The following is a 20,685-nucleotide window of genomic DNA, read 5'->3' as shown; positions in this document are numbered from 1 at the left end:
ATAATAAAAAAAGCTATGTTTTAATAATAATTATTAAAACATAGCCTATTTGTATACTTATATGATTCATATTCTATATCTATCTATTGTTAATTTACTTATAGCAGATCTATAATTTTAGTAGCAATTCTATTTCCGAAGCATTGATCATGTTCTACAAAAAGGATAGTTAGATTTTCTTCTAGTATCATGTTTTCTATTTGTATACGAGATATTACATCAATAAAGTTTAATGGTTCATCCCAAATATAAAGCTTTGCAAAATCACTCAAACTAGCAGCAATAAGCAACTTCTTTTTTTGACCTTCACTCCATTCTTCAATATTCTTTTCGTATTGAGTGTTGTTAATTCCTAATTGATTTAAACTACTTTTTAGTTTCTGTTCTTCTATTTCTCTATTTTTAGAAAAATCTCTTATATTTCCTTTTAAATATCCTGTATCTTGAGATACAAATGAGATATTATCACTTTTATTAAAATATCCAGTGTATTTAATTTCGTCTCCCATTATTAATTTTAATATACTTGATTTACCACTTCCATTTTTACCTCTTAGCCATACTCTATCTCCAGGTTCTATATTAAAACTTAGTGGTTGTTTAAAAAGCTCTTTTTCATATATTATCTGTAAATCTATAACTTTAAGTAATTTTTCACAGTTTCCACTTATATTTCCAATTTTTAGTTTTTCTGTATTTTCGATGTTTTTAAGAAGCTTAGACTTTTCTTCTATTGCTTTATTTTGACGCTTTTCAATGCATTTTGCTCTCTTCATCATTTTAGCAGCCTTATGTCCAATAAACCCTCTATCTACAGGTCCACAACCAATTTTTGTTGCTTCAAGTTTATTAGACCATCCTGCTTTTTGTTTTGATGCTATTTTTAATCGTTTTATTTCTTTTATAAGTTTTTCATTTTCTGCTTTTTCAAATTCATCTCTTCTATCATTGTTTAATTGCCAAGTGGAGTAATTACCTTTTTGAATATCAATATTACTTTTGTTAATTGATAAGACATGATTAACAATTTTATCTAAAAAATTTCTATCATGTGAAACTAATATAAAGCCTTTCTTATTTTCTAAGTAATTTGCCACACAATCCCTACCTTCTGCATCTAAATGATTGGTAGGCTCATCTATTAATAAGAAGTTATTCTTTCTTAAAAATAAAGCTACTAAAAGTAATTTTGTTTGTTCTCCGGAGCTTAAGGTATTGAATGTTCTATTTAATATATCTGGTTCTAGCCCTATTTTCCTTACTTCTTTTTCTATCATTTCATTTATAATATATCCGTCATTTTCTATATACTTATCTAAAATATCACCATAGTCCTTAATATACTTAGGATCTTTCATATACTTTTCCATTTCAACTTCCCATTTTGTAAAAGGTGCGATGGCTATTCTCATTACCTCTAATGCATACTTCCCATGATCTTCTACTTCCATAGGGAAGTAATCAAAATTTACGTGACTTGTAATTTTACCACTATACTTATAATCTCCTTTTAGGAGCTTTAAAAATGTGGTCTTTCCTCTCCCGTTTCTTCCTATAAAACCCAACTTCCAATCTGTGTCTATATTTATTGATACATTTTTGAATATATCTTCACCATGTGTATCATATTGAAAACTCAAGTTATTTATTTTAATTTGTGCCATAATTATCATCTCCTTTGTTAAGGAAATAAAAAAACTTCCTTAGCTCTATGGTATTTTTACTACCCAAAGAAAAGAAAGTTATATTATACAAATTTATGACATGTAAATAAAAGCTGTATTAGCTAGTACTTAATGATGATTATGTTATAATATTTAATCTTATCCTTAACTTTAAGTAGTTTATAGGCTTTGTTAATAAAACATCTATTATGATGCTTTTACCTATTAAAACTATCTGATTGTTAATTTGAATAAGATTAATTGTTCATTTTATCTAATCACCTCTATGTTTATTTTAATAATTATTATAGTAGTAAACTATATTTATTTCAAGTACATATTAATATTTTTCTAAATTCTAATAAAGTTTGTAGCTAATCGTTCTTCTAACTCAGGTCTTAAAACATTATTATTTTTCCCTAACTCTATACATTTTATTATCCAAGCCATATTTCTCCCTAAAACCCTCATTATTTGAAGTCCCTCTAAGTCTTGTTTTACTTCTTCAGGATTGTTTCCATGAACCATATTCCAATATTGAGAACTTACGATAGGCATATTTGAAATTGAAAGATATTTGTTCAATTGATCAAAAGTTGCTGTTGTTCCACCTCGTCTAGCACTACAGATAACTGCACCTGGTTTAAATGCAAGATGTTTACTGCCACTATAAAATACTCTATCAAGGAAAGATATTATTGAACCAGATGCTGATGCATAGTAAACAGGTGAACCAAATATAAATCCATCAGCTAACTTAGCTTTTTCAACAAACTCATTTACTATATCTTCCGTAAAACATTCTCCAGTTTTCTTACATGAACCACAGGCAATACATCCACCTATAGGTTTGTTTCCAAGTTGAAATATTTCAGTATTAATTCCATTTTCTTTCAAAGTTTTTGATAATTCTTCAAGAGCTGTATATGTACATCCTTTTTTATTAGGGCTTCCATTTACTAATAATACTTTCATATAATTCCTCCATTTTCCATCATAATATTTATGTCTATAATATTAAGACTAGTTATTTCTTATTATATTTGCAACTATAAATAATTTAAAATTACATTTATCCATATTATTTTATAGAGAATGTTTAGTAAGATAACCTATGTTTAATCAAAAAAGAGCTACAATTTTTATTGTAGCTCTTTTTAATATTTGAACTAAGCTTTAGAATATCCCCCTAATCTTTGAGTAATCACTACCAAGTTCTTTTTGCATTTCGTCTTTAAATATACTAGCACTTTTATAGAAGTACATATCATGGCGAACACACTCTGAAGCCATAGATATCATTGGCTTTGACTCTGTCCAAATAACCTCAGCTACGTTTTCACTAAGTATTTGCCCAAAGACTACTTCTTTTTTATCAGAAACAAGGGTAATAAATCGACCTCCCATTTCTTCGTACTTATCTTTTAACATACCATGTTTTACACAGTTTTTAAAAGGTAGCATAAGACCTTCATCTTCACTAAAGAGAACAACACCTACATTTACATCATTTTTATCTAATTCTTTAAGCTCATCGTAAACTTCTTGTATATCATCTTCCCAAATTTGAATTAGCAGTTCATGTTTTGTATTTTTAATCATATTTCTGCATTTAGCAAATACATTTTTATATTCTTTTATATGCCAAATATAGTCTAAGTCAGTAACTGAACCATAATCTTTTAATTGGATGGATAATTCATCTAAAGTGTTATTAGTTTCATGTTTAATTCTTTCAGAAACCTCTTCAATTGATACTGAAGCATATTTTGTTACTGAATCATTTTCAGAGAATAGTACAAAGCCTTTCCTCACTAATGACTCTAGTGTTATATATATTTTTGAACGAGGTACCCCTGATAGCTTACTTGCTTCATATCCTGAGATACTTCCTTCTTTTACTAAAGTTAAATATACTTTAGCCTCTGAATCATTTAAACCTATTTTATTTAATAAGTTTATTTTTTCATCTATCATTAATTATTCTCCCATATATTCAAATACTCATAAATACCTTTATTTATGCTTTTTACCATGGTTGCATTGCTCCGCCTTCTTCTGCAGGTCTACAGTTTTTAGCAAATAATGCAAGACACCCTTTTTCTTCTTTAAGTGGTGGACATACCCAGTTTTCTCTTCTTCTTGCTAACTCTTCATCACAAACATCTAGTGTTACTTCACCTTTAATAGTATCTACTATTATTACGTCTCCATTTTCTACTAAAGCAATAGTACCTCCATCATAAGCTTCTGGAGAAACATGACCTACTATTGCACCATAGTTAAATCCTGAAAACCTTGCATCTGTAACTAATCCTACACTTTTATGAAGTCCATATCCTACAAGGGCATCAGTTGTTAACATCATTTCTTTCATACCTGGAGATCCTTTACATCCTTCATAACGAATTACTATTACATCTCCTGGTACTATATCTCCATTTTCAATAGCTGCTAAAGATTCAAAGTCATTTGAGAAAACTTTAGCTTTACCTTTAAAGTACTTCATTTCTTCTGGAACTCCTGTCGGTCTTACTATTGCACCATTAGGAGATAAGTTACCTCTAAGTACTTGCAGTCCTGGTTCATTAAATAATGGATCCTCTAAACTTCTTATTATATCTGAACTTTCAACTTTTACTTTATCTAATATATCTTTCCATGTTCTACCATCTATTATTGGTACATCTGTATATAATTTATCTTCTATCATTTTCATTACAGCTTTTACACCACCAGCATAGTGGAAGTCTACCACTGTATAAGGTCCACTTGGTATTACTCCTGTTATACATGGAATTTCCTTTGCATATTTTTCAAAGTCTTCCATAGCTACTTTTATACCAAGTTCATATGCTATAGCTAATATATGTAGTACTGCATTTGTTGAACCTGCAACTGCCATATCAAACATAATTGCATTCATTAATGTTTCTTTAGTAATTAACTCTGATGGCTTACGTCCTGATTTTACTAGATCAACTGCAAAACTTCCAGCTTCTCTAGCTTTTCTTATTTTCATATTATCAGAAGCAGGTATTGTCCCTGTACCTGGTATTACTAAGTTCATTACTTCACCTAGCATTTGCATAGTATTTGCAGTACCCATTGAAGGACAAGCTCCAAATGAAGGACATACATGTTCTTCCATGTCTGAAAGTACTAATTCATCTTCACCAGCTAAAACAGCAACATCTAGTTCAGCTTCAACAACTTGTTTTCCACAGTAATTACCTGGTTGCATAGAACCACCTGTTACTACCATTGCTGGAATATCAAGTCTAGCTGCAGCTAAATATGTACCAGCTATTATGTTATCACATGATGCAACCATTACTATACCATCAAAATGATGAACTTTAGAAACAAATTCTACTGACATACAAACAATGTCTCTACCTACTTGTTCGTACTTTAATTCTTCAGCTCCATTTGCAACATTACCACAAGTAGCAGGTATTCCAAACTCTACAGGAATTCCTCCTGCTGCCCATATACCCTGCTTTACAGCTTCAGTAATTTGTCTAAGGTGTGCACTTCCTGGAGATCCTTCCATAAAAGAGTTTGCTACACCTATATGTGGTTTTTGTTTTATATCCTTATCTGTATATCCTGCAGCCTTTAACATAACACGTCTATGTGTTGCCTTTGGTCCATTCCAATATGCTCCATTAGTTCCCATAACATTTCTCCCCTTTGAATATTGTTATAATTTAATGTTTTATATTTTCCCAAGATATTTTATATTAATTTTTAGAAGTTAGGTTCAATTATTAAATCTTCAGCTTTTATTTGGTCAACTACTTCATCTTTCCAATTTTCTGGTGATATATCTTCAACAGATACTGATACATGTCCTGGTTGACATCCAAATTCTTGTACTGTTAACATTTGTACCTTTTTTGCAAAGTCCTCTTTTACTTCTTCGCTTCTTCCAGGATACATTTTTACTACTATATGTGGCATGATTATTCCTCCTTAAAATTTATTCCCACTCTGTTCCTATTCCTGCTTCTTTAGCTTTAAGGTTAATTGCTCTTGCAGTCATTAAGTCTAAAACTCCTATTCCAACATTTTCATAAACTATTATTTCATCATCATTTTCACGACCTACTACTTTACCAAGTAATACATCTCCTATATCCCCTGTAAAATCTTCTTTTGTTATTATTCCTTGTTCTAATGGTATTAATATATCTCCTGCTTCTGATAATACAGCTTCTTCTGAGTCAAAGTATATTTTAGATGTTCTTGGAAGTACAGCAGGGTCTAGTTCTTGCATATGATGTTGATATGCTCCTACACAACTTATTGTTGCTCCTTTTTTAACTTTTGTTCCGTCAAATACTGGTTTTGTTGATGGAGTAACAGTAACTATTATATCAGCATTATCAATTGCTTCATCTGAAGAGTTAGCTTTAATAATTTCTGTTTTATATTCTTTAAGGTCTTCTTTCATTCTTTCAACAAAAGCATTTGTTCTTTCTTCATCTAAGTCGTATACCTTTATTACTTCTAAGTCACGAGATACCATCATCGCTTCTAACTGAGCCGCAGCTTGTCCACCAGTACCTATTAAAGCTCCAACCTTAGCATCTTTTATTGCAAATAAATCAAATGCTGCACCTGAAGATGCTCCTGTACGAAGTTGAGTTACATAAGTACCATCTAGTATTGAACTTACTATTCCTGTTTTTCCATCTATTAATAAAACTTGAGCTGGTGCTGTTGGTAAATTTTCTTTAACATTTTCTGGGAAAATATTAACGACTTTAAGTCCAGCTACATCTAAATCTTCTACATATGATGGCATAAATAAAAATACGCCATTGTGATTAGGTGCTTGAATTGTTGTTCTTAGTGGCACCTCACTTTTACCTTGAGAAAATAACTTGAAAGCTTCTTTGTTAGTTTCTATAGCATCTCTCATAGTGAATACTTTTTTTATATCTCTCTTTGATAATAATAACATTTTGATCCCCCTAATTTATGAATATGATTTTAGTAGTTCCTTTTGGTTACTACTATTGTTAATTTAAGTGTATCAATTTTTTAACAAATGTCAATTATAAGATTTTTTATAATATAATTATTAATTATTATTTAGTAAATAAAAAAAGCTATGATAACCATAGCTTTTTTTACATCAGGGATATTTATTAATTTTTAATACTTACAATACTGAGTTCTTATATTTGTCATCTCATCTACTATCTCATCTACCTCTAAAACCATTTCCATCATTCCTATCTGTTCCTCATAAACAGATTCATTAAATAATTCTTTCATATCTGGTTCAACAACATGGAACACCTTTAATCCTAATTCTACACCTGCAAGTGGACCTGCAAATGTAGGATCTCCAGCAGTAACTGTTTCAGCTGCAAGACCTGCAGCTTCGGCTTCAGCAGCACCTAGTAATATCAAAACATTCTCTGCACCATATTTTTCAGCAGCTTCTTTAACTCTGTTTTGATTTTCTAAGTCCATAGCCCCAGCAGCCGTTCAGACAAAACATTCTGTTGATGAAAAAACTACTTCTGTGCCATTAACTGTCTTAACGCATTCTTCTATAGCTGGACCTGGTATACCATCTCGATCGCCTATAATAATTACTTTTTTATTTTCTAATAAGCTCACTATCTCTCCTCCAATATCTATGATTTTATTTTTTCTTTTTTATTTTCAGGAACCTTTTCTTCTAATAAGGATTTAGTTAGTGATATACAAGCAAATATCATTATAAATACAAATGGAAATGCTGCTAATAATGATGATGTTTGTAGGGCATTAAGTCCACCTGTTAATAATAAACTAACTGCTAGTAAAGACTGCATTAATCCTAACATAATCTTTCTTTTATTTGATGGATTTAAATCTCCATTTGAAGTGAACATTCCTAATACAAAAGTAGCTGAGTTTGCTGACGTAATAAAGAATGTTAGTAATAAGAATATTACTACAATAGATAAAATAAATCCAAAATCATAATGTGATAATACTTCAAACAGTGTAATTGATACATCTGATGACATATTTGTTAACTGTGCTAAATCAATAGTTCCATTCATAAATAAATCTATTCCTAGCGTCCCAAATATTGAGAAGAATACAAAAGATGCTAAAGCTGGAGCAAACATAACTCCTAGAATAAATTCTCTTATAGTTCTTCCTTTTGATATTCTAGCTATGAATGTTCCTACAAAAGGAGCCCAAGCTATCCACCAAGCCCAATAAAAAACTGTCCAACTGCTAAGCCATGAATTGTCTCCATATACACTTATATTCATACTATCAACAAGAATATTTTGAGTATAGTTACCAAAAGTACTTACAAAAGTATTTATAATATTTAATGTAGGACCTACTAAAAGTGCAGCTAAAGTCAGTAATGATGCAGTAAGCAAGTTTATATCAGATAAAATTTTCATACCTTTGTCTATACCTGACACTGCAGTCCATATAAATACTATTGTTGTTATTGCTATAATTGATAGTTGAGTCATAGCATTATTAGGTAAACCAAATAAATAACTAAGACCACTATTAATCTGTAATGTACCTAAACCTAGTGATGTTGCAATCCCTGCTATTGTAGCAAAGGCTGCTAAAGTATCTATTACTACACCTATTGGACCATTAACTTTATCTCCTAGTAATGGTTCAAATAATTGACTTATTAATCCTGACTTTCCTTTTCTATATTGGAAATATGCTAGAGAAAGTCCTATTATACTGTATCCTGCCCAAGGATGAACTCCCCAGTGTAAGAAGGATGACTTCATAGCAAACTTTGCTGCCTCAATACTTGCAGGATCTATACCTTCTTTAGGTGATATAAAATGTGATATTGGTTCAGCAGCGCCCCAGAATACTAGACCAATACCCATACCTGCACCAAATAGCATAGCAAACCATGAACCAGTCTTATACTCAGGTTTTGAATCATCTGGACCTAGCTTTATATTTCCAAACTTACTAAAGGCTAGCCATATTGCAAATACTACAAATATCATCATAGATAATAAGTATAGCCAGGAAAATTTTGATGTAAAAAAATCAAAAGCGCTTGATACTACTTTACCTAAACCTTCACCATCTATTACAGCCCATAGACATATGGGTATAGTAATAATCAATGATGAATAAAATACTTTATTATCTACCTTATTTTTTTTCTCATCAGCTCTTATCATAGTTCCCCCTATATTTTTAGTAATAAAGTCTACTTAAATAAACTAAATGAATAAACAAGATGATAGGTAGATAACTATTTGTGTTTAAATACAGTTTGTTCTTCTATTTCTGTACATAAGGCATCTAAAGCTGTTTTAACCATATTATGTCTCATTGTAAATTGCTCTTCTTTTGATAATGATGGGTTACCCATAGGATATGGTATAGATATAGTCGGTACTATTCTATTTGCTCCTACTGTTTTTGCTACTGGAATAAGGTTACACATTTGAACAATTGGGAATCCAGCTTTTTCAAATTCTTTTACCATCGTTGCACCGCAACGAGTACAAGTGCCTCATGTAGAAACCATGATTATTGCATCTACATTATCACTTTGTAAAAATGGTATTATTTCTTTAGCCATTTTGCTAGCTTCACCTTGTGTTGTACCTGTTCCAACAGTAGTGTAGAAGTAATCATGTAATTTACCTATTACACCTTCATTTTCATACTTTTTAAGAGAGTCTATAGGAGTTATTACATTTGGATTATCATCTGCTACAGCTGGGTCAAATCCTGCATGTATAGTTTTATATACTCCTGATTGTAAAGATTCTAAGTTAGATATATCATACCTTCCCCATCTTGTTGCTGAAGCAGATTGTATTCTATCAGGATTATCTACTGGTACTATTCCACCTGTGTTTACTAATGCTATTTTTGCTTTGCTTATATCTTTTATTGCATCAGCTATTTGCACTCTATCAATTTTTGGTACTATAAGTTCAGTCTTATAGCTTTTTCCCGTTAATTTATTTATAAGCATTTCTACTGCTCTATCTGATGCCATTATCTTATCGTCTCTAAAAGCTTGATGTCTTTTTCCTCTTTCAAAAATTCCTTCAGTATTTGCATCTAATATTTCTTCGCCATTAATTACTTTATTTCCTAATTTAGCCATAGTAGAAAGGTCACTTCTCATCTTTCCTGCACTGTTTCCACCCTGTAATATATACATATCTTTTTTAAACATTTCTACACCAGGATTTTCTATGTGCATTGATGTTACTACTTCTACACCAAACTTTTCTTTAACAGCCTTACATATATGTCCACATGCAACTCCATATCTACCTGCTTGGAAAGCTGGACCTGCAAAGAATATATCAAATTCTTTATCTTCAAGATAATTTATTATTTTATCTATTGCTTCATCTGTATTTGAACCCATGAAATTATCTCCACATATTATTGTGTGTGTAATTTCTGCGTTTTCTAACAGTTTATTAAGTTGTAGTGCAGGACCAACTAGTCCTTCTCTAATTTCTGGCTCAAAATCAGCCTTATCTTCTCCACCTATTTGACCAAAGAATTGATTAAGATATAATATAGCTTTTTTCATTTTTAGCACCCCTTCCTAGAATTCCTTCATTGTCTTTGTTGACCATCCTAATACTTGGTCTCCACAGAACATTGAGTTATTTTCCATAATAATTGATCCATCTTCTCTAACTGAAGGTCCTAGTATCTCATCATTTGACCATCCACCAGAAAGACCATCTCTACTTAATGCTTTTAATTCTCCAAGTACTACATCCATTGCCGAAAGCTCTATAAGCTCTGATACATTACCACAAGAAACTACTGCATCTAATTTTTCATCAAGAGTAACAAGTGGTTGTGAATTTCCATCTCTTCCTGTACATTCATTTGTTAAACCTACTACCTTAACTCCTGCATTTTCTAAAGCTACTACACATCCAACAAAGTCAGCATCTGGATTACCATATCCTTCTTCAGCAACTATAGCTCCATCTGCTCCTAAAGATTTTGCTATTTGAGCAACAAATAAAGCTGATCTTTCTTTTTGTTCTAAGGCAACATTTAAGTTTGATAATATTACACCTAAGAAATTTAAACTTTTTCCGTGTTCATTATAAATTCTTTTTATTATTGGTGCATTTTGCATATCATAAGTAGACCATTTTGATGAACATGGCATGAAGCTTCCAGAAATTAAAGCTCCATCTAGTATTTCATTTGGATGCATTAGAGTTGGAACAAAATGATTCATATCCCAACCATATACTAAGTCGTTATATCCCATCTCTTCCATTTGAGATTGCCCTTGTAATACTAATACCACACTTGGAAGACTATTTACTTCTTCACTTCTCTTTGTTATAGGCTCAAGTTCAAAAGTTTCCACTTCATCAGGTTGTAAATCTCTTAGACATTCAGCTATATACTCTGCCATTTTATGTCCTGCTTTTCTTAATGCATCATTTTTCTTTTGTTGTTCCTTTTTCTCAAAATCTTCGTTTGTATCAGCAACTAAAACTACATTTTTAAGTTTTGAGAAGTAAGTATAATCTGCTCCTTCCCCACCCATGTCTATAAGTCCATCTTGGAAGCCTCCCCAGTGCTTTCCAACAACTAACACACTACAATCTTTAAGTGCATAAGTAGTTCCTTCACCACACTGTGCTATATCTCCAATATATCCTGGGAATAAACTATTCTTATCTAACTTTATTCTTGGCTCTATAGCCTCTTTAACTGGACATAATCTAACCATATCTCCTGGATTTACAATATGTAAATCAGCATCAGTTATTCTTTGATCTGATTTTACAAAATTTAATACATCTTCTTTATCTATGGTAAGTATCCCATTATTAAAAGATGTTTCTTTACCAAATACAATGTCCTTAACATAAAAGTTCCCAAACTCTAATTTCACAATATTCCCCTCCATGATTTTTTCTTATTTGTTACAATTTGTTGTTTCTTAATATAATTTTACTTTTTTAAGAAGAAGATATATTTGTAAAATTTACAAACATTTAATCAGACTTTTAAAATTTTTATAAACACTTTTTTTAATTACCTTTTTTTGTTAAAATAAAAATAAACAAAATACTATGGGGGAATTTCTAATGGGAATATTAGTAAGAGATATATTGAAGCTTGATATTTTTAAAGATAGTAACTTAATAGCTGGCAAAAATGGATTAAACAATACTATAAACAGAGTTTCAGTATTTGATTGTCCTATTCATGAACAAAGAGATAGATTAGTATTAAAAGAGGGGGATTTTTTTATTACTAATTTTTTTGCTTTTAAAGAAAGCCTTGAGTATTCAATTTATGCTATTAACTTTTTAAAGTCTTGTAATAGTAGTGGTTTATGTATAACTAACGAATATTTAGATTTTTTTACTCAGGATTTGATTCATCATTGTAATAAAATTAATTTCCCAGTAATAACTATGGATTATAGTGTATCTTATGGGGATATTATAAGAGATATTTCCTACCTTATATATAAAAATAAAGATTTTCAGATGCATGAATTATTACTTGCTGATTTAATTAATTCTAATAGTTTAATAGAAACAAAGAAAATTCTTAACTCTATAAATCCACATTTTTATGATTATACAACGGTATTATATTTTCATGCTAAAGAGATAAATAATAATTTATTATCAATACTGAATATAAATAAAGAAAATATATGTATTCCATATAAAAATGGATATATTTTTATATTAAGTTATTTTGATACCAATTCTACTAATATAGATTCTTTACTTTCTTATTTTATAGAAACTATAAGAAACAACTCAAAAGATTGTATTATAGGGGTTAGTAATAATTTTAAAAATCTTGTAGATGCTAAAGATGCTATTAATCAAGCAGTAATTTGCGCAACTTCAATTAATTTTACTAATGAAGATGTTGTATATTATAATAATCTTGGTATTATGCCTTTATTGCATGCTTTTAAGCACACTTCTGAAGCAAAAAACTTTTATCATGACACCATAGACCCTATTATTGCATATGATCTTAAGTACAAAAAAGATTTATTGCATACATTAATTACCTTTATAGAATGTGGTAGTGATTATAAATCCTGTTCTAATATTTTATTCCAACATGAAAATACAATAAGATATAGAATTTTAAAAATTAAAGCTATACTAAATTTAGATGATAATTTAGTGGAGTTTTATGAAAGGATATCATTGGCTGTAAAATTACATAAAATATATAAAAAGGATATTAATTAATATCCTTTTTATATTTATTTATTAACTTTTATTAAGTAAATACCTTATTTTATATATAATCTGTTTAAAAGTACCTTTAAAATAGTTAACTCTGCCTTAGGTTTGCATCTTCCACAAGCTTGTCCAGCATGAGTTTCTTTTACTATTTCTCCTACACTTCTACATCCCTTTTCTTTTGCTTTTACTATATCTTCAACTGTTACATTAAAGCAACCACATACTCTGTTATCATTACTCATATATAGTACCTCCTATTGCTAGTAATATTTATATATATACCAAGTAAATATACTTTTAAACTTATAATATATAATACTAAGTTTTAGTTATTTTTTACTATAATCTTATTTAAATTATAAGTTTTTGATATAATAAAAATAATTACTTATAATTAGGAGATTTTAAATGAAAAATGAATTATCAAAAAACAACAACTCTAATAAATTTGCATTTAATGATGCTATGATATTAGATAAAATACAAGAACTTTTAAATGGCCAAGACTTAGATGATTTAGATTTAGCCCCTGAAAAATTAGAGCTTTTAAAAAATCAATTAATGGAAAATATATCTTTAGATGAAGTAAATGATTCGGCTTTCATACTTGCAAAAAATATTGAAGACCTTTCAGTTTTACCTGATGAAGATATTAAAGATTACATAAAAAGACTAAAAAATTACTTTGATACCACTTCTGTAAAATGTATTAAAGCAGAATACAAAGGAGTAGAATTTGAAGTATATAAAGACTCTAGCATAGATGATGTATTTAAGGATTATTATTCTAAGTATGATGAAATGTATGGGATTACTGATATGCTTCATTATTTAGGTCTAAAGTAATATATTATTACATTATAAAAATCCACGTCATTTCTGACGTGGATTTAAGGTTTCAAAGTGTTTAACAATATTTTCTAAACTAAACAACTATTTTCTATTTCTTTAATTATATGATTTCTCTAAACTCTTACATAAAATTTTGAACTAATGCCTTGACAATATCTTCAAAGTCTCCACTTTCATCAACTTCTAGTAATCTTGGTTGGGATATTTGTCCACCATGTTCAAAGTTAACTAGGGATATAACTATTTCCGAGTCATCTATATCAATAAGTATACTTACTAAGTGACTCATATCTAACATCAAGTCACCAATATCCTTTAAAACATTGTCTTGATAAATATCATCAGCATAATGACTTAAACTATATTTTTTTCCATTTATAAAATCTAATTTATCTAAATTTTCATTTGTTTTACCTATAGTTAATAATAATCCGTATTCTTCATCTAACAATAAATTAGCATAGTCCTCTGGACTATTTACGTCTTCATAATCTTCATCAAATAATATTACATCTAAGTAATCTTTATCTACTAAACTTACTCTTGATATTTCTTTTGGATATTCATAAAGTAATTCTTCTTGGTTATCACTTATATATTCTATAAAATTAGTTAATTTAAATTCTTCTGGTTTTATTCTTATGGCTTGCATATTATACATCCTTTCGTTTTTAAGCATAGAGTATAATTTTATCACATTTATGAATTATTTTGTAGTTTTTTGTCATATTTATTGTATAATGAAATAATTTTACCAGTTCACTATTTATGTATAACTCATGTAACATATTAAAAAGCCTAAAACAGTTTAGTTTTAGGCTTTTACAGTACTATATAATGTGAATAATGTTATATTTAACATTTGATTCTAAAAGTTATTTTTAAATAATAATTTATATTAAATACTTTCTTGTCTTATATTTTCTATTATATTTTCTTTATTAAGCTTCTTCATAGGAATCATAGCTGATAATAATGTTATAGAATAAACAGCAACTATTGAAACAATAACAGCTTCCCAAGGTAGTATTGTTCCAAAAGAAATAACTTCTCCTACAATTTTATTCATTAGAATACTTACTCCTACACCTATGGGGACTCCATACAATAAAGAAATAGTTCCATATAAAATACTTTCTAAGTAAACCATTCTATTAAAGCCTTGTGGAGTTACGCCTATAGATTTAATAATAGCTAACTCTCTTTTTCTTAAGCTTATATTTGTACTAATTGTATTTATAATATTTGTTGTACTTACTAGAGATATTACTATTAAAAATCCGTATACAAATATTTGCATCACAAGATATGTCTGTCTTAATTCTTCAGCACCTTTTCTTTCATCGTAGAAGTTCCATTCATATTTCTCAGAAAGTTCTTCGATTTTTTGTATTGAAGTTTCGTTATCTACATCAATATATAATGTATCCTTTTCAAGCTCAACTCCTATATTTTTAGCAACCTCATCGTATGTTATAAAATCTAATCCCCATTGTCTATATGAACCATAACCTAAAAGTTTTTCATCAGTTATTCCCATTATCTTAAGATTATAGTCACCTATTTTTTCTCCAAAGCTATTTTCAACACTAACTTTAATTATATCTCCAACTTTATATTTTGTTAGAGTTGCTTCTCCCTTTTTCCCAGGAGCTGAATATGAAATCTTATTTATTAATATCACTCCATTATCTTTTATTGCATCATCTTTATTAAAATTACCTTCATTAAGAGTAATACTACTTATAAACTCTTCACCAGGGAAGTTTATTACGTTATTTTTTGTATTGTAAACAAAATCATTTCCTATTTTTTCTTCATCAAACTGATCTTTGAATAATTCCTTTTCATTATTTTTCAGTTTATTATTTAAATCACTGTCTTTCATGTTAATACTTAAGTATGTTGGTAAATTCATGCTATCTTCAGCAAAATTATTTACACCATCTAACTTACTTATTTCATCTCTTATATTAGTATACTTTTTATTTTTAGAACTTGAGATTGATGACATATAAACATTATAGTTCATTTCCTCACTTCTAATTGATTGAGCCTTTAACATTACTTTCATAAATCCACTAAATGAAATAAATATTACTATACTAACTATCATTGAAAGAATTATACTTCTGTATCTTTTTCTATTTCTCTTAATATTTTTATATGCAAGTACACCTTCTGTTTTAAATATAGCTTTAACTAATTTAGAGTCTTTAACTTTTTTAAACTTAAAATCACCAGTGTTTCTAATTGCCTCAAGAGGTGATATTTTTGCTGCTTTTACAGCAGGTATCATTACTGCAATAAATATTGTAAATAATACTATTATTGTACTAAGTATTATAATTTTAGGAGAATATATTACTTGAAGGTTTAAGTCTGCAATAAATGAATTTTCAAAGAATTTTTTTATTACTTTAAAAAGTACATCTATGGCAACGGTACCACATAATAATCCTATAGGAACACCTATTAAACTAACTATTACCCCTTCAGTTACAACCATTTTAATTATTTGGCTTTTAGTTGCTCCTATTGAGCTTAGTACACCAAACTGCTTTTTACGCTCAACTATTGATATACTAAAAGTATTGTAAATAGTAGATATAGTACATATTACTACTATTGAAGTAACTAAAGTTATAATAGATATTATTGAAGAGCTAATATGTTTATATTTACTTCCACCAATTAAGTTTAGTAAGTGATTGTTATAATATATTCCAGGTTCTGTTTCAATATTTGATTCTATATTTTTAACTTTTGCAGACCCAGCAATTTTTGATGAATTATTATAAACTGTCTTAGGGTCTTTCATAATACATCCAATGTTTACAGTGTCAAAAGGTAACTTATCATTTATATTAAGATAAGTGAATCCAGTAGTAACACTTTTACCATATTCAAATCCTGGCTTTTTAGCTATCCCAACTACTTTAAAAGCATATTCTTTTGTATTTTTAATAGTTTCATCTTCTTCTACACTTGCTCCATTAACTATCTGTCCATCTGGAAAAGTTCTATCACCTATGTCTAATTTTATAGTGTCCCCTATTTTAATATCTTTTTCAAAGTTTACTAAACTATCTTCACTTAAAACTATTTCACTATTATTAGTAGGTAATCTACCTTCTTTTAATTCTATTAAAAAACCTTTAAAAGCATTTTCATCATATTCTTTTACTGTTAGGAGCTTGCCATTTTCTTTATCTATCATAGCACTTCCTAACAAACTACTTAATCCGCTTTCTTTTACGTCAGCATTTTGTTCAATATATTTTAAGTTTTCTTTTTCAACATAATTGAAAGATACATGGTAACTACCTTTACGCTTAGCTGTTTCTCTTATTTGAGAGTCCATTAAGCTTTCAAATATGTTTCCTATACCACAAATAAGTGCCGTTGATAATATTACACCTATAATAGTTATTATTGTTCTTCTTTTATTTTCCTTAAGATATTTAAGTGTTAAAGATGTGTATAAATTCATTTATATCACCTCATCACTTTTAATCATTCCATCTTTTATTGTAATAACTCTGTCAGCTTGACTTGCAATGTTTTCATCGTGAGTTATCATTATTAATGTTTGGTTATACTTCTTTACTGATAATTTTAAAAGCTCAATTATTTCCTTTGAGTTTTTACTATCTAAATTTCCTGTAGGTTCATCAGCAAGTACTATCGCAGGTCTATTTATTAGTGATCTACCTATAGAAGTCCTTTGTTGTTGACCTCCACTTAACTCATTTGGAAGATGGTCTTCTCTTTCTTTTAGACCTAATGTATTTAGTAGGTCATCTAGATATTCTTTTTCTATTTTTCTACCATCTAGTTCTGCTGGAAGTAGTATATTCTCTTTTACACTTAATACAGGTATTAAATTATAAAACTGATATACAATCCCTACATTTCTTCTTCTAAATATTGCTAGATCCTTTATTTTTAGATTGTATATATTTATATCGTTAATGTAAACTTCACCGCTTGTTGGAGAATCTACACCTCCTAGTAAGTGTAGAAGAGTACTTTTTCCACTTCCACTAGGTCCAACTATTGCTACAAATTCACCTTTATTTATTGTTAGGTCTATGTTTTTTAGAGCATCTACTTTTGTCTCATCTTTTCCATAGCTTTTGCATAGATTTTTTACTTTTACGATTTCCATAATTCCCTCCATATTGAATAGTTTATACTCTTATTCTAGGTTAGTAATGTGACTACAATGTGAATAATATTGTGACAGTTTAGTCACATTAGTTGTATAAAAAAAGAGTTAGATATTTTATCTAACCCTCACCATATATAGCTAATTTTTTAATTAATTATATCTTATTCTATATTTACTCTAAAACTTGATAAATACTTAGAAGTATCTTCAATATCCATATAACTTTCAATTACAAAGATATCGACATACTTAATCTCTTGTCCAATACTCTCTAGTTCATATATTTGGTTACTAATTCCATCACTACCATCTATACCAGTAGACATTCTTAGCTCCCTACCTTTATCATCTTTAACAATAATAAAATTATTATGAGGATTACCTAAAGAAGGCTTAACAGGAAGCTCCATAAATACCTCAACATAAGTATTAGTAACATCTATACTTAACAAAGTATAATCTCCATCTTTTTTATTAATATCAAAATGCTTCTTACCATCATCCATTGCAGCTATATCAAAATTAAAATACCATTCTCCATCAATTTTTCCTTTGAACACTTGATTTTTATATCTTGGTATACTAAATCCTATATTAAAGTTAGCTTCTTCAATATCATTATCTACATTCAACTCTAATAAATAACTTAAGTTTACAGTATGCTCATCAACAAATTCAACCACTCCCGGCCCGTATCCATAACTAATTGGCTCTACTCCATTAATAAGAAGCTTTAAATCCTCTATGTACATATTTTTCTGACCATCACCATATGGAGAGTCTGAAACAGCATTTATAAAGTCTGTATCCTCAAAAGGCTTGTCAGTTTTTAATGTCATATCTAAGTATAGCTTCTTTTTATCATACATTGCCTTATCTATAGTAATCTCAAGACCATTACTCTTACTAGATACATTTATAGGCGTTGCTATTAATTTATTCTTTTTAATCTCTTCTTTTTCTTCTTCCCTTTCAGGATAATTTTTGGGGTTATATTCTGCTTGAGTATCCTCTTTTATTGACTCATTTATTTTATCTAGCATACTTTGAAACTCTGATATATTTTTTATTATATTGTCAGCTAAAGAAGGGTTCATAATTCCTACCCCTAACATTATTACACTTATAGATGCAGCAGTTGTAATTATAACATTTCTTTTCTTTCTTTTATTCTTCATTCGCTCAGAAGAATATAATCGTTCTTTCATTTTTATTTTTAGATCTTCATCATTATCATTATTTATTTCTTTATACTTATCTGTATCTATTTTTACTTTATTAAAAACTTTAAACTTATCTATCATAATCTCACTCTCCTATTTTAAAATACTATTTCTAATCTTTTTTCTTCCTCTAGAAAGCCTACTATGTAAGTTAGTTACATTGGTATTGTTATCACTAGCTATTTCTTCTAACTTGTCTCCATTTAAATAGTATCTAGTGAAAAGTTCCTTATCTTTATCATTAAGAAAGCTTAACATTTCATTAATCTCTTCTTCGATCTCAAGTTTTGCTAAGTTTTCATCTACATAAAATAAATCATTGTCTAACTCAAGATTTACTTTGTGAATATACTTCCTTTTATAATCTATTGCTTTATACTTAGCTATTGCACAAATCCAGTTTTTAAAGGAGCTTTCCTTAGAATTAAACCCTTCTATATTTTCCCAAATAAGTAATAATACATCACTTATACATTCTTCTTCATAATTTTGTAGTGGGTTAAGATGTGTTCTAATTATGGAGGTTAATAATCCGTTATAATTATCTATTAATAACTCCATCCCCTTTGGATTACACTTTTTAATATATTTTACTATGATTTTATCTTTCAAATTTATACCTCCCTGTAAAAGCTTTTACAACAGTTAATACGAATTTTAGCACAAAAAACTGGCAATTATATAAAATTTTTTTATAAATTTTAAAAAGCAACTAATTAGATATTTATAATCTAGATTAGTTGCCCTTTATTTACCATATAATCAAATACTTCTGTATAATTATAATTTTATTTATATAGCTTTTTCATCTTTTCGATTATTTCTATATATAGCTTTTCACTATTATCGCTTCTTATTTCTTCTGCTATTAATCCATCCTTTAACCATATTATTCTATTACAATAACTAGCTATAAGTGGATCATGTGTTACCATTATTAATGTTTTATTAAGCTCAACATTTGCATTAACTAAAATATCTACTATCATCTTTCCTGTTTTTGAATCTAGATTTCCTGTTGGCTCATCCGCAAATATAACACTTGGTTCATTTATTAAAGCTCTGCATATTGCTGTTCTTTGTTTTTCTCCACCTGATATTTTTGATGGCTTTTTATTTAGTATATGTTTTATACCTACTTTTTCTGAATAGTAGTTACATTTTTCAAACATAGTCTCTTCTTCTTCTCTATCTATTATCATAGGAAGCATTATATTTTCTTGTACAGTAAGGCTATCTAGTAAGCGAAATTCTTGAAATACAAAACCTATATCCTTAAGCCTTATATCTGAAACTTCGTCACTGTACATTTCTTCTTGGTTTTGCCCCTTATAATAAACATTACCTTCACTTGCTTCTTCTATTAAACCAATTATTTTTAATAGAGTAGTTTTTCCACAACCAGAATTCCCCATTATAGCTATACGTTCACCTTGATTAACACTAAAAGTTATCCCTTTTAAAACCTCAACTTCTCCATAGGATTTTTTTAAGTCCACTACTTTTAAAATTTCCAT

Annotated in this window: 19 protein-coding genes; 2 read left to right on the top strand and 17 right to left on the bottom strand. The window is 28.9% G+C overall.

Features of this window, described 5'->3' with window-relative positions:
- Positions 1–98: 98 nt before the first annotated feature.
- From abc-f to ACI48P_RS08000, 10 genes are all read right to left on the bottom strand, one after another.
- Positions 99–1,664 carry a ribosomal protection-like ABC-F family protein gene (abc-f, locus tag ACI48P_RS08045; RefSeq protein WP_475214973.1) on the bottom strand — a complete coding sequence of 522 codons (1,566 nt, stop codon included), beginning with the start codon at positions 1,662–1,664 and terminating at the stop codon, positions 99–101.
- Between the two features lie 351 nt (positions 1,665–2,015).
- Positions 2,016–2,639 (bottom strand): flavodoxin family protein, encoded by a 624-nt coding sequence (locus ACI48P_RS08040; RefSeq protein WP_475214972.1) that lies wholly within the window; start codon positions 2,637–2,639, stop codon positions 2,016–2,018.
- 201 nt (positions 2,640–2,840) lie between these two features.
- Entirely contained in the window at positions 2,841–3,641 is an 801-nt protein-coding gene (locus ACI48P_RS08035) for a TrmB family transcriptional regulator (protein ID WP_475214971.1), read from the bottom strand.
- A gap of 52 nt (positions 3,642–3,693) precedes the next feature.
- Entirely contained in the window at positions 3,694–5,346 is a 1,653-nt protein-coding gene (ilvD, locus tag ACI48P_RS08030) for a dihydroxy-acid dehydratase (RefSeq protein WP_475214970.1), read from the bottom strand.
- 71 nt (positions 5,347–5,417) lie between these two features.
- Positions 5,418–5,630: a tautomerase family protein gene (locus ACI48P_RS08025; protein WP_475214969.1), complete on the bottom strand. Its 213-nt coding sequence runs from the start codon at positions 5,628–5,630 to the stop codon at positions 5,418–5,420.
- Between the two features lie 19 nt (positions 5,631–5,649).
- Positions 5,650–6,636, bottom strand: a complete 987-nt coding sequence (locus ACI48P_RS08020) for an ornithine cyclodeaminase family protein (protein ID WP_475214968.1) — start codon at positions 6,634–6,636, stop codon at positions 5,650–5,652.
- 194 nt (positions 6,637–6,830) lie between these two features.
- Positions 6,831–7,304 carry a glycine/sarcosine/betaine reductase complex selenoprotein A gene (gene grdA, locus ACI48P_RS08015; protein ID WP_475214967.1) on the bottom strand — a complete coding sequence of 158 codons (474 nt, stop codon included), beginning with the start codon at positions 7,302–7,304 and terminating at the stop codon, positions 6,831–6,833.
- A gap of 17 nt (positions 7,305–7,321) precedes the next feature.
- A complete protein-coding gene (locus tag ACI48P_RS08010) occupies positions 7,322–8,860 on the bottom strand; it encodes a BCCT family transporter (RefSeq protein WP_475214966.1) in 1,539 nt (512 codons plus the stop codon).
- A gap of 74 nt (positions 8,861–8,934) precedes the next feature.
- On the bottom strand, positions 8,935–10,245 hold the full coding sequence (grdH, locus tag ACI48P_RS08005; RefSeq protein ID WP_475214965.1) for a betaine reductase selenoprotein B: 1,311 nt from the start codon (positions 10,243–10,245) through the stop codon (positions 8,935–8,937).
- Positions 10,246–10,260: 15 nt separating this feature from the next.
- Positions 10,261–11,586, bottom strand: coding sequence for a glycine/sarcosine/betaine reductase component B subunit (locus tag ACI48P_RS08000; RefSeq protein ID WP_475214964.1), 1,326 nt, complete (start codon positions 11,584–11,586; stop codon positions 10,261–10,263).
- A 196-nt stretch (positions 11,587–11,782) separates the two neighbouring features.
- Here ACI48P_RS08000 and ACI48P_RS07995 point away from each other — a divergent pair, with 196 nt between their 5' ends.
- Positions 11,783–12,922: a PucR family transcriptional regulator gene (locus tag ACI48P_RS07995; protein ID WP_475214963.1), complete on the top strand. Its 1,140-nt coding sequence runs from the start codon at positions 11,783–11,785 to the stop codon at positions 12,920–12,922.
- A gap of 44 nt (positions 12,923–12,966) precedes the next feature.
- Here the strand turns inward: ACI48P_RS07995 and ACI48P_RS07990 are convergent, their stop codons facing one another.
- On the bottom strand, positions 12,967–13,161 hold the full coding sequence (locus tag ACI48P_RS07990) for a (2Fe-2S)-binding protein (RefSeq protein WP_475214962.1): 195 nt from the start codon (positions 13,159–13,161) through the stop codon (positions 12,967–12,969).
- Between the two features lie 166 nt (positions 13,162–13,327).
- Here ACI48P_RS07990 and ACI48P_RS07985 point away from each other — a divergent pair, with 166 nt between their 5' ends.
- Positions 13,328–13,765 (top strand): hypothetical protein, encoded by a 438-nt coding sequence (locus tag ACI48P_RS07985; protein ID WP_475214961.1) that lies wholly within the window; start codon positions 13,328–13,330, stop codon positions 13,763–13,765.
- A 127-nt stretch (positions 13,766–13,892) separates the two neighbouring features.
- On the opposite strand, the gene ACI48P_RS07980 is transcribed toward ACI48P_RS07985, so the two are convergent.
- From ACI48P_RS07980 to ACI48P_RS07955, 6 genes are all read right to left on the bottom strand, one after another.
- Positions 13,893–14,423, bottom strand: coding sequence for a hypothetical protein (locus tag ACI48P_RS07980; RefSeq protein ID WP_475214960.1), 531 nt, complete (start codon positions 14,421–14,423; stop codon positions 13,893–13,895).
- Positions 14,424–14,669: 246 nt separating this feature from the next.
- The gene (locus ACI48P_RS07975; protein ID WP_475214959.1) at positions 14,670–17,264 is read right to left on the bottom strand and encodes an ABC transporter permease; all 2,595 of its coding nucleotides are present in this window, start codon (positions 17,262–17,264) and stop codon (positions 14,670–14,672) included.
- Positions 17,265–17,942 (bottom strand): ABC transporter ATP-binding protein, encoded by a 678-nt coding sequence (locus ACI48P_RS07970; protein WP_475214958.1) that lies wholly within the window; start codon positions 17,940–17,942, stop codon positions 17,265–17,267.
- A gap of 164 nt (positions 17,943–18,106) precedes the next feature.
- On the bottom strand, positions 18,107–19,249 hold the full coding sequence (locus ACI48P_RS07965; protein ID WP_475214957.1) for a DUF4179 domain-containing protein: 1,143 nt from the start codon (positions 19,247–19,249) through the stop codon (positions 18,107–18,109).
- A gap of 12 nt (positions 19,250–19,261) precedes the next feature.
- Positions 19,262–19,780 carry a sigma-70 family RNA polymerase sigma factor gene (locus ACI48P_RS07960; RefSeq protein ID WP_475214956.1) on the bottom strand — a complete coding sequence of 173 codons (519 nt, stop codon included), beginning with the start codon at positions 19,778–19,780 and terminating at the stop codon, positions 19,262–19,264.
- Positions 19,781–19,956: 176 nt separating this feature from the next.
- Positions 19,957–20,685 (bottom strand): ABC transporter ATP-binding protein, encoded by a 729-nt coding sequence (locus ACI48P_RS07955; RefSeq protein ID WP_475214955.1) that lies wholly within the window; start codon positions 20,683–20,685, stop codon positions 19,957–19,959.

This window comes from Romboutsia sp. LXY-2 (assembly GCF_056171995.1).
This window is presented reverse-complemented; position numbering and strand designations above follow the sequence as displayed.

What these genes read in the sequence shown, in the direction of transcription:
- ACI48P_RS08020 (WP_475214968.1), bottom strand. Translation starts at nt 6,636, where the DNA reads ATGTTATTATTATCAAAGAGAGATATAAAAAAAGTATTCACTATGAGA.
- ACI48P_RS07990 (WP_475214962.1), bottom strand. Translation starts at nt 13,161, where the DNA reads ATGAGTAATGATAACAGAGTATGTGGTTGCTTTAATGTAACAGTTGAA.
- ACI48P_RS07985 (WP_475214961.1), top strand. Translation starts at nt 13,328, where the DNA reads ATGAAAAATGAATTATCAAAAAACAACAACTCTAATAAATTTGCATTT.
- ACI48P_RS08010 (WP_475214966.1), bottom strand. Translation starts at nt 8,860, where the DNA reads ATGATAAGAGCTGATGAGAAAAAAAATAAGGTAGATAATAAAGTATTT.
- ACI48P_RS08035 (WP_475214971.1), bottom strand. Translation starts at nt 3,641, where the DNA reads ATGATAGATGAAAAAATAAACTTATTAAATAAAATAGGTTTAAATGAT.
- ACI48P_RS07995 (WP_475214963.1), top strand. Translation starts at nt 11,783, where the DNA reads ATGGGAATATTAGTAAGAGATATATTGAAGCTTGATATTTTTAAAGAT.
- ACI48P_RS07955 (WP_475214955.1), bottom strand. Translation starts at nt 20,685, where the DNA reads ATGGAAATTTTAAAAGTAGTGGACTTAAAAAAATCCTATGGAGAAGTT.
- ACI48P_RS07975 (WP_475214959.1), bottom strand. Translation starts at nt 17,264, where the DNA reads ATGAATTTATACACATCTTTAACACTTAAATATCTTAAGGAAAATAAA.
- ACI48P_RS07970 (WP_475214958.1), bottom strand. Translation starts at nt 17,942, where the DNA reads ATGGAAATCGTAAAAGTAAAAAATCTATGCAAAAGCTATGGAAAAGAT.
- abc-f (WP_475214973.1), bottom strand. Translation starts at nt 1,664, where the DNA reads ATGGCACAAATTAAAATAAATAACTTGAGTTTTCAATATGATACACAT.
- ACI48P_RS08025 (WP_475214969.1), bottom strand. Translation starts at nt 5,630, where the DNA reads ATGCCACATATAGTAGTAAAAATGTATCCTGGAAGAAGCGAAGAAGTA.
- ACI48P_RS07965 (WP_475214957.1), bottom strand. Translation starts at nt 19,249, where the DNA reads ATGATAGATAAGTTTAAAGTTTTTAATAAAGTAAAAATAGATACAGAT.
- ACI48P_RS08040 (WP_475214972.1), bottom strand. Translation starts at nt 2,639, where the DNA reads ATGAAAGTATTATTAGTAAATGGAAGCCCTAATAAAAAAGGATGTACA.
- ilvD (WP_475214970.1), bottom strand. Translation starts at nt 5,346, where the DNA reads ATGGGAACTAATGGAGCATATTGGAATGGACCAAAGGCAACACATAGA.
- ACI48P_RS07980 (WP_475214960.1), bottom strand. Translation starts at nt 14,423, where the DNA reads ATGCAAGCCATAAGAATAAAACCAGAAGAATTTAAATTAACTAATTTT.